This is a genomic window from uncultured Hymenobacter sp., from assembly GCF_964242765.1.
Lineage (GTDB): Bacteria > Bacteroidota > Bacteroidia > Cytophagales > Hymenobacteraceae > Hymenobacter.
This window is the reverse complement of sequence record NZ_CAXTBM010000027.1, coordinates 14,026-28,160: the sequence shown is the minus strand read 5'-3', so window position 1 is coordinate 28,160 and position 14,135 is coordinate 14,026. Positions and strand designations below refer to the sequence as shown.

The 14,135-nt window shown below is 55.5% G+C and carries 10 protein-coding genes; 3 read left to right on the top strand and 7 right to left on the bottom strand.

Annotation, left to right across the window (positions count from 1 at the left end):
* Nucleotides 1-393: 393 nt before the first annotated feature.
* A complete protein-coding gene (locus tag ACFE7X_RS12960) occupies nucleotides 394-1,344 on the bottom strand; it encodes a GNAT family N-acetyltransferase (protein ID WP_375436093.1) in 951 nt (316 codons plus the stop codon).
* Between the two features lie 1,055 nt (nucleotides 1,345-2,399).
* Here ACFE7X_RS12960 and ACFE7X_RS12955 point away from each other — a divergent pair.
* Together ACFE7X_RS12955 and ACFE7X_RS12950 are read left to right on the top strand one after the other, a co-directional pair.
* Nucleotides 2,400-3,704 carry a replication initiation protein gene (locus ACFE7X_RS12955; protein ID WP_375436092.1) on the top strand — a complete coding sequence of 435 codons (1,305 nt, stop codon included), beginning with the start codon at nucleotides 2,400-2,402 and terminating at the stop codon, nucleotides 3,702-3,704.
* Between the two features lie 303 nt (nucleotides 3,705-4,007).
* Nucleotides 4,008-5,447 carry an amidohydrolase family protein gene (locus tag ACFE7X_RS12950; RefSeq protein ID WP_375436091.1) on the top strand — a complete coding sequence of 480 codons (1,440 nt, stop codon included), beginning with the start codon at nucleotides 4,008-4,010 and terminating at the stop codon, nucleotides 5,445-5,447.
* A 105-nt stretch (nucleotides 5,448-5,552) separates the two neighbouring features.
* On the opposite strand, the gene ACFE7X_RS12945 is transcribed toward ACFE7X_RS12950, so the two are convergent.
* Nucleotides 5,553-5,879 (bottom strand): type II toxin-antitoxin system PemK/MazF family toxin, encoded by a 327-nt coding sequence (locus tag ACFE7X_RS12945; protein WP_375436090.1) that lies wholly within the window; start codon nucleotides 5,877-5,879, stop codon nucleotides 5,553-5,555.
* The gene (locus tag ACFE7X_RS12940; RefSeq protein ID WP_375436089.1) at nucleotides 5,867-6,127 is read right to left on the bottom strand and encodes a hypothetical protein; all 261 of its coding nucleotides are present in this window, start codon (nucleotides 6,125-6,127) and stop codon (nucleotides 5,867-5,869) included. The genes ACFE7X_RS12945 and ACFE7X_RS12940 overlap by 13 nt, the downstream gene beginning before the upstream one ends.
* A gap of 461 nt (nucleotides 6,128-6,588) precedes the next feature.
* Here ACFE7X_RS12940 and ACFE7X_RS12935 point away from each other — a divergent pair, with 461 nt between their 5' ends.
* Nucleotides 6,589-7,659: a 3-oxoacyl-ACP synthase III family protein gene (locus ACFE7X_RS12935; protein WP_375436088.1), complete on the top strand. Its 1,071-nt coding sequence runs from the start codon at nucleotides 6,589-6,591 to the stop codon at nucleotides 7,657-7,659.
* A 281-nt stretch (nucleotides 7,660-7,940) separates the two neighbouring features.
* Here the strand turns inward: ACFE7X_RS12935 and ACFE7X_RS12930 are convergent, their stop codons facing one another.
* The 4 genes from ACFE7X_RS12930 to ACFE7X_RS12915 form a co-directional block, all read right to left on the bottom strand.
* Entirely contained in the window at nucleotides 7,941-10,787 is a 2,847-nt protein-coding gene (locus tag ACFE7X_RS12930) for a glycosyl hydrolase (RefSeq protein ID WP_375436087.1), read from the bottom strand.
* A 314-nt stretch (nucleotides 10,788-11,101) separates the two neighbouring features.
* On the bottom strand, nucleotides 11,102-11,362 hold the full coding sequence (locus ACFE7X_RS12925; protein WP_375436086.1) for a hypothetical protein: 261 nt from the start codon (nucleotides 11,360-11,362) through the stop codon (nucleotides 11,102-11,104).
* 247 nt (nucleotides 11,363-11,609) lie between these two features.
* On the bottom strand, nucleotides 11,610-12,491 hold the full coding sequence (locus ACFE7X_RS12920; RefSeq protein ID WP_375436085.1) for an SDR family oxidoreductase: 882 nt from the start codon (nucleotides 12,489-12,491) through the stop codon (nucleotides 11,610-11,612).
* Nucleotides 12,492-12,600: 109 nt separating this feature from the next.
* Nucleotides 12,601-13,530 carry a helix-turn-helix domain-containing protein gene (locus ACFE7X_RS12915; protein WP_375436084.1) on the bottom strand — a complete coding sequence of 310 codons (930 nt, stop codon included), beginning with the start codon at nucleotides 13,528-13,530 and terminating at the stop codon, nucleotides 12,601-12,603.
* Nucleotides 13,531-14,135: the final 605 nt, after the last annotated feature.

Sequence of the window (14,135 nt, the reverse complement as noted above, 5' to 3'; positions counted from 1 at the left end):
TATCTATTGTATCTATTGTATCTATTGTATCTATTGTATCTATTGTATCTATTGTATCTATTGTGGCAATAGCAATTTGCGATTTTATCATTCAGATACGAGATGAGCCAGACTTTCTTAGCCTATCAATACTAGTGCACATACTGTTATTGCCAATATCAACAATTATGATAATTTTATAAATTTTCATAATTGTTGATATTGTAGCAATTTATATAATTATAGTAATTCTTACAATGCTATTGTTAATATATAACAGCGGCTTTGGTTGCAGTCATCAGCATATAACATAGCGCTGATTCTGGGCTAGCTTTTGAGCGACCTTGGTTACCTGTCGATTCTTGTCGGATGACCACTACTCCTGAGCCTTGATACATTGCTTAATGTTCCTATCTAAGGGGTAAGGAGTAGTTCCATTTGGATGTTGCATCGTTCGTAAGGGGAAGGCTGGCCCGCCACGGTTTTTTGAAAGCCGAGCTTGTGATAAAGCTGTAGGGCCGGGATTAATTTGGTGTTGCTTTCTAGATAAAGCCGCCATGCTCCCAAGCGCCGGGCCAGCGTAATAGCGGCTTCTCCTAGTTGCAAGCCAATGCCCAAGCCTTGCGCAGAAGGGGAGACGGCCATTTTCGCTAGCTCGTAACTACCATTCTCCAGTACCAGCAACGCACACGTGCCCACAATGCGCCCTTGGTAGCGGGCCAGCAAGATGTGCCCCCCACGCCGCAGAATGTAGTCTTCTGGATGGTCAAGAGCTTTTAAGTCAGCGGCTTCCAACTGGAAGTAGCGCTCGATCCATTCCACATTAAGTTGCTTGAAGTCTGTTTGGTACTCGGGCTCATAGGCCACAACCTGTACTTGCTCGGCCACCCGCGCGTCGCGGATTGCTTTGACCCGGCTGGTCAAACTCTGCCGGGATAAAGCGTACTCCATTTCCCCAAGAGCCAGCCAGAGGTTATGCCGAGTTTCAGCCAACAACGCATCTGAGGCCTGCCGGACATCGGCGGTCTGTTGCTGCAGGACGGGCCAGAGCGCTGTGCCCTTTTCCGTTAGCGCTACCACACTGCGGCGCTGATCTTCTCCCCGCTGCACGCTGACAAGTTCGTGGCGGGCCAGTTCTTTCACTACCTGGCTAACGGCGGCATGAGTCTGACCGATCCGCTCGGCAATTTCGCCTACATGCCGGCCCGAGGTGCTGGCAACGGTATGGAAAACTGGGAACCAGCGCGGCTCAATTGGCACATGGTACAGATTATAAACCTGAGCAGCTTGGTTGGTCACCAAGTCAGTAAGGTGCCGTAAGCGACTGCCTAATGCACCTGGCCCTATTTCGTCGAAGAAATCCATAACGCAAATATAAATTGTTTACGTAAGCACTTACGCATTTTACACCTCTTATTGTTGCCACTGAGATATACTGGCCCGCCGCTTGGCTCTGAGCTAAGTTGCGTAATCTGTTTCGCCAGGTTTTGGCAGGGAAGTTCTCACGTTTACCATGTGACCTAAATGGCAGAGAGTGGAGGAGTGGAGGTAGGGGTAAGATAAGTTAACTCAAAACCCTTCCGACTTACTTTAACCAACTGTTTTTTCACTCGGTGCTGGAAATAGCTGTCAACTAAGCACATCTTTATTTTAGAGCGCCGCTGGCTACTGGCAGCTACTCGCATGACAGTTAAACGAATATTTTGTCTCTGCCGATAAGGATCCGGATGTTATAAAAGGCTTGCCAGCGTAGGCAGGTAGTTTACTCGCCTCACTCAAGCAGGGTGAATTGGTAGCAACTACCTGAGTAGGAAAGTGCAAACTGCTACCATTTCACCCACACGGGCACAGAACCCCAAAATATTTTCCTAAGAACACCGCAGGGTGTTTTGGTAGCAACTGCTATCAAGGCACCCTCCAGGGTGTTTTGGTAGCATTCTAGCCTTCCTGTTTGATTACGACTGATTTCTAAAGTCTACGGAGGGTGTTTTGGTAGCAGTTATATACTGCGGACCCTCTCTAAAATAGTATAAGGGTGTTTTGGTAGCACCCCCTTTTCTATTGCTAAACCCGACAGAACGTGTTTGCTTTGCGTAACTTCAGGACAAGACAGTAATCAGTCTAAGAGCCAAGGATTTAAAGCACAATTCTCTTATCCATAAAAGCCTACTTTTAGGGGGATGCTACCAAAACAACCCTACAAAAAAAACAGACTAGTCTTTTTTCTACTTTACTTACTTACTAATTAAGGGTGGCGCAAGTAATTGATAGTCAGAACATTATAACGCACAAGTGCTACCAAAACACCCTTTTGCTGCTACCAAAACAACCCAAGACTGCTACTAAAACAACCCAAGACTGCTACCAAAACAACCCATTCTCCCTGAAGCTGCTACTAAAACACCCTTAAGTTCCCCCTTATGGATGAAACAACTGAACCTGCTACCAAAACACCCTTGTTGGGGAGCCTGCACCCCGATACGGAAGTGGCCGTAGTTTCCGTTCGGGTTGATCCGGAAGCATTCATCAAGCAGCATAATGCGCTGATCAATGCCTCTTTCAACCTGATTACGCTGGAAATGCGCCTGTTCGTGAGCTTGCTTGCCCGCATTCAGCCCGAGGACGTGTCATTTCAGTATCATTTTGTGCACACCAAAGAGTTGATTCCGGAGCGGAGTGGGGGAGCCATCTACCAAGAAGTACGCCGTATGGTGGATTCCATCGGTGCTCAGATGCTCAAAATTGAGCGGCTGGTAGAAGACGGCGGCAAGCTGAAACGGCGCAAAAACCCCAACTATGAGGTTATTCCGTTGATGGCGCGAGTATACTACGACACGCAGGCCGGCGGCGTAATTGCCTGCTTTAACCCGCTCATTGTGCCGTACCTGCTGCGCTTGAAGGCCAATGGCAACTTCACGTCGGCTCGCCTCAACCAAGTACGTAAAATCAAGAATCCTTATGGTCACCGCATCTACTGGTGGTGCATGGAATGGGTGAATTTCGGCCGCAATGAACGCACCATTGAATTAGAGAAACTTAAGTTCATGCTGGGCATGACCAAGGGCGAATACGAGGGGCGGTTCAATAATTTCAACAGCAAGGTATTACTGAGGGCTCAGCAAGCGTGCGCGGAAACCGATCTGCCGTTCAGCTACCGGGTGAATCGGGAGCGGGGGGTACCCGTGAGCATCACTTTTCATTTTCAGCTCGTCGCCTCGGAAGACAAGGTTGCTACCAAAACACCCTCGGAAAGCGAGCTTGCTCCGCCTTGGGAGGCGGCTTTATTGCAAGCTGGGATTGGCAAAGCCAGCTTGCCCATTATCCGCGCGCAGCTTGCCGCTCAGGAATACGATGAAGGATATTTGCACTACGTGCTGCGCATAACGGAAAAGCAGCAGGCGTTGGGCAAGATCAAGAAGTCAGCCAAGGATTACCTCTACAAGGGCATTATTGAAAAGCATATGCTGGAAGATTACCTGCACCAAGCCCTACCCGCCGTACCAGTCAAGGTTTCGCCGTCTCTTGCGGTGCAGAACAGGCCCCGAGTTGTGTTTCAATACTGGGAAGTGGAGGGCTTCTACCAGGACGAGCAGAAGATGAAGCGCACTGCGGAAACCTTTCCCGAATTCTTGGAGCGCAAGTACCTAGCCAAAGGCTTCCGCGTGGTGGAAGAGGGAAGTAAGATGTTTGTGGTGCGCGAAGCGCAGGAGCGGCCGGCACCATAATTCGATTGTCCGCTATAGTGCTTGCGTGACGCACCGTTTACCCGTTTGCTGTTCAGTACCGCATAATCTCAGCGAAGAAGCTAAGCGGATTGTAACACCCGTCTACGCTCAAGTATGCGCAATACCTTCAGGTTGTGTGAGCTTGACCAAAAAAGCCTAGGCGTTTTCCCACTCTTGTGCCTTTCCTTGCCTCTCAGCGCAGGTCAGTGGGCCAAGGCAAGGATAAGCCAATTAGGTCCGTAGCACCGACCACGCCCGCTCTCGTATACTAGCCACATTAACTTGATTCCTGTTCCTGCTCCTATGGCCTTCGCTACCCTACCGCGCCTTCTGCTTGCTGCTTTTCTTTGGTGGGTTAGCGCAAGTTCCGGCTTGGGGCAGCAGTTCACGCCCCAAGTGGCGGCTTTCATTAAAGTGCAGGGCCCGGTGGTTATTGCCTTAACCGATGCCAAGGTGATTGATGGTACGGGGCGGCCTGCTCTGCTCCACCAAACCGTGCTGCTAGAGGGCAGCCGTATTGTGCAGGTGGGAGCCGCCAAAAAAGTAAAGGTGCCGGCTGGTGCCCAAGTCATCAACTGCACGGGCAAGACCCTGATTCCGGGCTTGGTTATGCTGCACGAGCACCTGTATTATACCATGCCCGTGGCCGGGTATTTCAACATTGCGCAAATGCCGTATTCGTTTCCCCGGCTCTATTTGGCTGGGGGAGCTACCACCATCCGTACCGCCGGTAGTATTGAGCCCCAAACCGATTTGGCCATTCAACGCCTGATAGGGGAGGGCAAGCTGATCGGCCCCGACATGGACGTGACGGCGCCTTACATGGAAGAACCAGCCCTCGATATTCCGGCGCTCAACACTATTCATGGGCCCGAGGAAGCGGCTGCGGCCACCACTTTCTGGGCCAACAAAGGCTGCCACTCCTTCAAAATGTACATGCATGCTACCCGCGCCGACTTAGCGGCCGTGTTGCGGGAAGCCCACGCGCGCCAGCTCAAGGTAACCGGCCACCTCTGCGCCATCACTTACCGAGAAGCGGCCGAGCTTGGCATCGACAACCTCGAGCACGGCTTTATGGCCAGCTCAGATTTCGCGCCCGGCAAAGTGGCTGACGTGGCCGATTATCCCGCCGCTCGCCAGGGCCTGCTACAGTTGCCGGTTGCCAGTCCCGCAATGAAGAGCCTGATTAGCCTGCTCGTCGCCAAGAAGGTGGCCCTTACCTCCACCTTGCCAGTTTTCGAGCCCTACACCAACCGCGAAGTGGTGCTGGGCGGCGGGTTGGAAGCCCTAATTCCGCAGTTGCAGGAGCGGGAAACCACTACCTGGCAGCAAAACCAGCAGAAAGACACGGCCAGCGCACGCTTGTTTAAGAAAGAAATGGCCTGGGAAAAGCAGTTCTACGCGGCCGGCGGTTTACTTGTAGCTGGCACCGACCCGACGGGCGCGGGGCGCACCATTGCTGGCTATTCCAACTGGCGGGAGTTGGAGTTGCTGGTAGAGGCAGGCTTCACCGCCGTGGAAGCCATCAAAATCAGCACCCTGAACGGGGCCAAGTACCTAGGACGGGAAAAGGAAATTGGTAGCATCGAGGCTGGCAAGCAAGCCGACTTGGTGCTCATCGACGGTGACCCGGAGCAGAACATCAATCAGGTGCGCAAAATGACGATTGTCTTCAAGAAAGGCGTTGGGTTTGATTCCGTCAAACTCTTCGAGTCAATGAAAGGAAAAGTAGGACTGAATTAGACATGAGCCGCACCTCCTGAATAGCAGCGGTGTCAGAAGCCACAAAGCCTACTCACTCACGTATCGTTATTGAGCCTGCTCGCGTTTACGAATGCCTGTCTACTCTCAGAACTGAAACATTTCCTGTAGACGGTCGCAAACCTGCTGAGCCGTGGCCACAGGCAACACTCCCAAGCGCCGTACCAATCGGGTCTTGTCAACCGAGCGGATATGATCGAGCGCTACCTGTCCATTTTGGCCCTGAAAATGGCAGTCTACGCGGGAAGGATAATCGCGCTGGCTACTAGTGAGGGCCGCTATGGTTACCGTGCGCAGGTAGCGGTTCATCTCGTCGGGGGAGATGATAATACAAGGACGGGTTTTATTGATTTCGCTGCCTTGGGTCGGGTCGAGATCAACTAACCAGACCTCGAAGCGGACTACCACTGCCATTCGCTTTCTTCGAAAGAGTCATCCGACAGGTTCTCAAGCACTTCGCTCTCCGGGAGTTGCCCCCCGGCAATAGCCTGCTGAAAACGCTCGTCCCAGCCTTGGCGGTGCGGCGTGGTGATGGGCGTGATAAGCAAGCCCTCGGGCGTAGGCGTTAGATCCACTTCACCCGAGAGCTGGTATTGCTGGAGTAACTTTTTAGGCAGAACAATCCCCTGGGAATTGCCCACCCGAATTAGGCGCGTGTGCATGGAAGTAAATGTACGTACAAAGTACGTACATAAGAACATGCCGAGCGGTTCCTCGGAGCCGACTTATCGGTACTTGGCGCCAAGTTGTGGCTAGCTCATCACCAAGCAACAAGGTTATGAGTGGCTGCGCTACTCTGAATCGGTAGGGACATTTTGTGTGGTTGGGCGTCTTAATCTAGGCGGTTTGGGGAGGCCCGCAGATACATAATGCATTGCGAGCAGGCCGGTCCATTCCTGGTGAGCCGCCGCAAAGCCAGCCGCCACGGTAGCCGTATTCGTTTCCACGCAACTAAATTGGTTGAACGGGTTATTGCGCAGAAAGAACTGCTAGTGCGGGTGGATTTTGTCTTGGGAGTTCCGAAAGGCCCAGCAAATGGATCACTACCTTTGGCCGCTGGTCTGGTGCAAGCATGCCCAGCCCCGGACGCGCCCCGGCAGGCGCCTTTCTCTCTTGCTTATCCATGATTCGATCTGTCATTGCGGCCACTGGCAGCTGCATTCCTGAGGCCCTACGCCGAAATGAAGATTTTCTGTCCGCGCGCTTTTTTACGAAGGAGGGAGTTACCCTCATGCAAGAGCCGACGGTCCTTCTCGAGCGGTTTCGCGCTATTACCGGCATTGCAGAGCGGCGCTATGCGCAGCCCGAGCAAACGGCGTCCGATCTGGGATTCTTGGCGGCGCAGCAGGCACTTACCAGTTCCGGCATCGACCCGGAAACGCTGGACTACCTGATTGTGGCGCACAACTTCGGCGACGTGGCCATGGGTAGTAATCGGGTTGACCTGGTTCCCTCCCTGGCTTCTCGTATTAAAGCGCGTTTGGCCATCCAAAACCCAAACTGCGTGGCTTATGATGTGGCGTTTGGCTGCCCGGGGTGGGTGGAAGCCCTCATTCAGGCCAACTACTACCTGCGCTCGGGCGACGCGCGGCGCTGCCTAGTGATTGGTACCGAAACGTTGTCGCGCGTGGTGGACCCGCACGACCGGGACACACTGCTCTTCAGCGATGGCAGCGGGGCCGTGATTCTGGAAGCCCGCACCTCGGGGGATGCGGGCATCCTCGCCCACCATACGCAGACGCATGCGCATGAGTACGCCGGCTTGCTGCGGATGGGTAAGTCCTATGCCCCCGAGCAAAGCGAAAGCGCCGATCGGTTTATGAAAATGGAGGGCCGTAAGCTCTACGAGTTTGCCTTGCAGCACGTGCCTTTGGTTGTGAAAGCGGCGCTCGATAAAGCGCAGGTGCCGTTAAGCCGGATTCAGAAAGTGCTGATTCACCAAGCCAACGAGAAGATGGACGTGGCCATTCTCGAGCGTCTCTTCCAACTCTACGGGGATGCCCGGCCCGATCTGAGTCTGATGCCCATGACCATTTCCTGGCTCGGCAACAGCTCCGTAGCCACCGTGCCCACGCTGGTGGACTTGCTGCTGAAAGGGCAACTCGACGGGCACCAGGTGGTACCCGGTGACCATGTCGTGCTGGCCTCCGTGGGCGCCGGCATGAATATTAATGCTGTAGTGTACCGTTTCTGAGGCGCAACCCGTAATAGCAGTTGCTTCACGTAAGCAGGCATTTCCGCACTCCTCATTAAACGCTGTGCCTAACCTAATGGCAGGTTGTCGGCCCTTATCACGGGCACAAAGTAAGCTCTGCCGCGCTTCCCTTACAGGGCGGCAGGGCTTACTTTCGAAAGGTCGCCCTGTTTAGGTCCAACAATCAAACCATCCCCTATGGGCGGTGGTACATATCTAAGCAGGCTTAGTTGACACCAAGAGTTGCGAGCGAGGGAGGTGAAAACTGCTGAAAGGAAAGTTTAAAACTTCGTGGCCGCGCAGGGTGTGAGCGTAACCGGCCCCAGCAGGCCCGACGGTTGCCACGGCCAGTTGGCGGCATCAAACGGCTCGTAGGCCAGGGTCACGAAGTTGATTTCGTGGTATTTGCGCCATGCTACTTTGCGCTTGTCTAGGTCGATGATGCGGTTGGCCATCAGGTTGGCTACCTCGATTTTCAACTCGTTGCGGCCCTTTTTTAAGTAAGAGCCAAGGTGGCATTCATAGGGAAAGCTCCACACCAAGCCTGCGTCGTGCCCATTGACCCACACGTGGGCACTTTCGCGCACGTCCCCCAACTTCAGCAGATAGTCGGCGGCGGGCTTGGCGGGCAGCGTGAACGTGGTGGTGTACTCGGCGCGGCCGGAAAAGCGCGCGGCATTGGCTTCGGACAGTTGCGTCCAGGATACTAGCTGGCTTAGCTGCTGCGCCTTGGGCAGCTCCGGGCCACCCTGCGTGAAGCGCAGGTTCCAAGGACCCGCAATGGCTTGCGCTGCTCCCGCTGGCGCAAGGTAGGGCCATGCCGGACCAGCGGCAGCTGGGCCAGTGGTTGTCTTCACAAGCATGGCCTCACCGGGCTGGAGTTGCAGCCGAACCCGAGTGGTAGTGCCTTCCGACTTGCTGGCAGCCAGGCCGCTACGGCCGGTTTGCGGGTCGAGCAGCAACACCGAGCGCGCCGCCGTATTCAACGGAACCCAGGAGTCTACGGGGGCTGCGGTGTGGTTGACGAGGTAGTAGTAGCGGCCATCGGGCACCGCGCGGCGGATAAATTTCAGGCCGGAGTCCGTGAGGGTTTCGCGGGTGATGTTCTGGTATTCAAGGGCTTGTTGCACGTTGGGGGCCAGCAGAATCTGGCCGCTACCTACTTTGGCGAGTTGCACTCCCGCGCTGACGGCCGTGAAGTTCAGGCCCGCCGTGATGGTGCGCAGTTGCTGCCGCCGAATTTCGAGCTGGTGAAAACCGGGCACGTCTTGGGGCAGTTCCTGGAGGATAACCGTGGCACCTTGTTGGGCCCGCTGCACGATGTTTTTCAGGGTTTCGACGGGCATGAAATCGACCTTGGGTATTACCAGCGCCTGGTAAACGGCTCCCTGGGGCGCCACTTGCAGCCGGCCGCTGCTCACCTGCGACCGTTGCAGGAGCTTATCGGATACGAAATCAACGGCATAGCCACTTTTTATCAGCTGCTGCGCGTCCTGGTAGAAAGCCGTGGGTTGCAGCCATTGGTCGATGGTATGAATGCTGACCATCATATCGAGCTTGGCGGGTGGGGCCTGGTGGCGCACGTCGTAGACGGGCCAGTAGAGCAGCACGTCGCTCTCGGCGCGGCCTGCTTGCAGCACCGATTGGCAGCGGGTGATGTAGTCGTTGAGGCCCGTCAGGTGGGGCCACCAACTGTTGGCCGGCACAAATTCGGTGGAGGCGTAGAACAGCCAGCCAGGCCACGTGGCTTCGGCCGGCGAGTAGGTGGTGCCGTGGTAAAACACGTGGTTGACGCCCGCCAAAAACACCTGCTCGACTTCGGGTTTGCAGTTGGCGAGCGGTACCTTGAAATGTTCTCCCAGCCACGTAAACGTCTCCGACGACACCAGCGGCTTGCCCAGCACATGGCCGGCCGATGACGCAAACTTCAGCATCACCAAATCGGGCGGCGGATTTTTGTAGGCGGCCTCGTCGGAGTAGTACCGGATGCCCGGAATGGGGAAGCGGGTAATACCGAAGGTTTCACACTCGGGAATGTCGACGGTGGCGTAAAGGTCGAGCAGGTTGCCGGGGAAGCCGTGGGACTGGTTGCGGGACAAGCCTTTCTTGCCGTGAATCCAAGTGGTCCAGGGCGTAACGAAGTTTTCCTGTACCAGCTCGGCCATGGTTTCGCGGTAGTCGTCGCGCAGGCGTGCCGCTTCATCGGTGGTGCTTTGGCTGACCAACTCGCGCAGGTAGGGCCGCACATCGTAGCCTCGCCGCCGCTGAAACTCGTCGAGCAGGTGCGGCGTGAAATCGGCCTCGAATACTTCATAGCTGTCGTTGAAGAAAGACCGCACGCCGGTTGCTTGGCCGGCAAAAGCTTGATCGAAACGAGTCAGGTAGGTTTTCAACGCCTCTTGCGAGAGGTGGTCGAGCACCAAGCCGGCGCCGCCGGGCGCGGCCCGCTTCACCATCTGGCCGGTGTGGCCGGCAAAGGCCGCGTACAGCACCCAAGTGCCGGTTTTGGGCTGCCAATTCAGGCTGCCATCGGCCGCCATTTTATCGCGCACATCCAGCCGCTCATCCTTCGGGCCATAGGCGGTCAGGGCCACCAGCGGCGCGCTGTACTTCTGTTGCTTGGGATCTGCAAGGGTGATTTTCTCTCTCATTTTCTGCCCGGCGGTCAGCATGTATTGCTGAATAACGAGCTTGCCGGCTGCATATTCGGGCGTGATTTGCGGGCCGCCGTAGGGCCAGCCGGTGCCCACGTTCATATCCACGCCCAGGCCCAGGCTGTCGGCCGTGCGCGTAGTGGTACTCAGCATCTTCAGCCAGTTGGGCGACAGAAAATCGAGGTACTGCTGCTCGTAGCCGACGGCGCCGTAGATGGGCGTGATTTCCGCGCCGCCCAAGCCGACGTCTTTGAACTGCGTGAGTTGAAGGCGCAAGTTCCTGGCATCCACCGCACTGCCCATCCACCACCAGCGCACCCACGGGCGCATCTGGGTTGTAACGGTAGGCCAGGGCGAAGTTCCTGCCTCGGCCGTTACGCCTGCGGGGCTGGGGGCAGGTAGCTGTTGACAAGTGGTTAGCCCGGCGAGTAGCAGCCCGGCGGCCACCAAAGATTTACTGTATCGGCTCTGCATATTTTCTTCAACCAAGGAGCACAATAAAAGGAATGATTTCCAGAAACTCCCCCTAGTTACGTATTCCAGCTATCCTTCCGAAAAGGATTAGCATCTCGCGTCTACTTACTTGGTAGCCGCCTAATAGCCTGGACTCCGAGTTGGAAATCAAATAAGCGGCCGCACTGAAAGACAGAAAGAGACGCCGCATAGAAAATGCTGGCAACCGCTATACCCCTACGGCCGAACTCGTGCACCGGGCTGCCTGGCGCCAACGCCTCGGTCAGCGCTTAAGGGTGGAACCCGTATGATGCTCCTTAATTGGGAAAAGTTTTTTATCGCGCCGGTTGAGCGAGTAGCCACTCGGTGGCGAGTTGCTCTTGGTTGAAATACTGGTAGACAAGGGGAAACTGCGCGGTGATCTGCACCACCACTGAGTGGGTTATCAAGCGCCCAAACACGTCCTGGGGTTGCAGAATGGCCCGGTAGCGGTAAATATGGCGCGTAGCCCGCGGTAGCCAGTCGAATAGAAACCAAGCGGCGTTGTAATTGAAAATCCGGGAGAAGGAAATGGCCTTTTGTGGAAGCCGCCACAAGACTATAAAGCAATTCCTAAGCCCAATCCACGCCCCGTCGGGCGCAAGCCGTGAATCGAGAAACTAAGCCACCGATTCACGACTTGCGCCCGACGGGGCCTGACAACGACAACCGCTAAATCCGCTGCTAGGACTTCGTTTTGGGGTGAAAAATAATGCTGTATAACGTGCTAACGCCTGATTAGAGGCCGGAACGAGAAAATGCGGTAAATGCTAAAAGCTGAGGGGATAAGGTGCTGTACCCCCTTCAGCTTGCGAAATAGTGCCCCTGTTCGAGGTCGGGTAGGAGCGCCGGTTGGCTGGGGTGCCAGCCTAGTTGCTGTTGCGTGAGGGCACTAGACGCCGGCGCGTCCATTCCCACAAAACGGGCCATCCAGCCAAAATGGTCGGCGGCTTCCTCGGGTGACTTAGACACGATGGGCAGGTTTAAATGACGGCCGATGACGGCTGCGATGTCACGCATCGGAATGCCCTCGTCGGCAGCACCATGATACCGGGCGCCAGTGGTACCGTGCTCCAGCGCCAGCCGGTAAAGATGGGCGGCATCAAGCCGGTGCACAGCGGGCCACCGGTTGAGTCCCTCGCCCACGTACGCTGCCACGCCCGTCTGGCGGGCAATGTCGATGAGGGCGGGCACGAAGCCGTGGTCGCCGCGGTCGTGTACGGAGGGCGCCAAGCGAATCACCGACGCCCGTACTCCCTGCGCCACTAGTGCTAGCGCCGCATTTTCCGATAGGCGGGGCGAGGCAGCCGGGTTGTCTTCTTCGGTTGCGGGGCGGCCCAGAGTAAAGCCCGCTAGTCCGGCCGTGACCAGAAATGGGCGGTCCGAACCCGCCAGCGCACTGCCGAGCGCCTCGATGGCGAGCTGGTCGGTTTGGCCGGCGGCTACGTAGGCAGAGAAGTCGTGCACGAAGGCCGTATGGATAACGCCATCCGAGGCCATTGCGCCGCGCCGCAGACTGTCTAAGTCGTCGAGGGTTCCACGGTGAACCTCGGCACCCGCGGCGGTTAGTGCCTGAGCAGCCGCTTCAGAGCGAGCGAGGCCGAGCACCTGATGGCCGGCGCCGAGTAATTCCTGAACGATGGCTGAGCCGATGAAGCCCGTTGCGCCGGTGATGAAAACACGCATGTGGTAATCCTTTAAAGGTTATGGTTACTAACTCTCCAAAGGTCCGGCAAGCATATGGTGCTGCGTTTGCGCGGGTCAAACCATCTACTGCATAATTCAAACAATTCATCTAGCCTCGGAAGTCCCCTGGGGTTAGGGCAGTCTGACGTTTAAAGAAATTGCAAAAATGGGCCACATCAGCAAAGCCCAGACTATCAGCAATTTCCGAAACGGTCCAGTTGGTTTGCTTGAGCAACATCTTGGCTTCCTGCGCTACCCGACCGCCAATCAAGGTACTGGTTGTGTGGCCGGTGGTTTCCTTGAGCACCCGATTGAGGTGATTGACGTGCACGGCCAACTGGTCGGCGTAGTCCTTGGCCGTACGCAGGCGCAACTGCTGTTGCGGAGTGGCAAGGGGAAATTGCCGTTCCAGCAGTTCGCCAAACAAAGCCGTTACGCGGGCCGAGGCGTTGTGAGCGGGGGGCAGCGCCGGAACGGGCTGAAGTTTCTGGCCGAAGTGAATCAACTCGTGCAGGTAGGCGCGCAGCAGGTCGTACTTGTAGGCATAGCCCGACGTAATTTCTTGGGCCATTTTCTGGAAAATGGCCTCGACAGCCCCATATTCGGTGCTGGTTATCTCCAACACTGGGCAACCACCTGGCTGAAAAACCGGCAGTTCCTCGAGTATTACCCCACCGCGGGAGGGCAGCATAAACTCCTCGGTGAAGATGCAAAAGTAACCAGCCTGCTCCAAGTCTTGCGGCAGCCACCGGTAAGGAACCCGGGACGTAGCAAACCACAGGGCTCTTTGTTGGATTTCAACGGCTTGGTTGGCGTATTCCACCCGGCTGCGCCCACGAATTAAACTCAACTTGTAGAACTCCTGTCGGTGAAAGGCCATGGGCGGCCTATCGGGGTAGCTGCGCATTAAGTCCTCCACGTTGAAGACGTTGAAGTGTCCGACTTCGCGCGGCATGCCCGACGGCAGCAACGCGCCGGACGCTGCGCTAGCTATAGTAGGGAACTTGGTATAAAATTCTTCAAGCGGCACAGATTTCATAGCGAGCAGTTGTAAAAATCAAAGGTAAGACTTCCATTCTTATCCGCTCCCTTTCGCACGAGCACTCTCATCTGGTCGATGAGGTGATGCTGCTTCAACGCATCGCTAAAAGTAGTTGCTTCGGAGGTTCCGTTTTTTCGGTCGTGGGCATACGCGGCGTAGAGATAGGCTACATCCTGCACATTGGCGTCCAAGTTCAAGTGAAACACCGCAAGAGAGCGGCAGCAAGTATCGGCAGCGGCGACAAGGTTCTTTGGTCGTCTCTTATGCCTTCTATAAAGTTGCTGACTTCCTGATATGCTGGAGCAGTGGGAAATCATCAGTTCTTAAAAGGCGACAACGTGGCGGCTTACCCAAGGGCATGTACCAATCGGAGAATTATGCTTCGTTGGGGCTAGCTATGCGTCTGCTGTGTTTGCGCTAGCGCGGCTAGCCGACCGGCGCAAAGGGGGCGTTCTTGGGAAAGTGATTGTCTGCCAAAAGGCAAGGAAAAGACTCTTATAACGACTTTTTCAACATCTCATAAGGTGAGCTAAATCGTCCAACTGCCAAGCACTAACTACTTGGTTTGAAGTTCGATAGTATTGCCGAACGGCTTTTGCTTT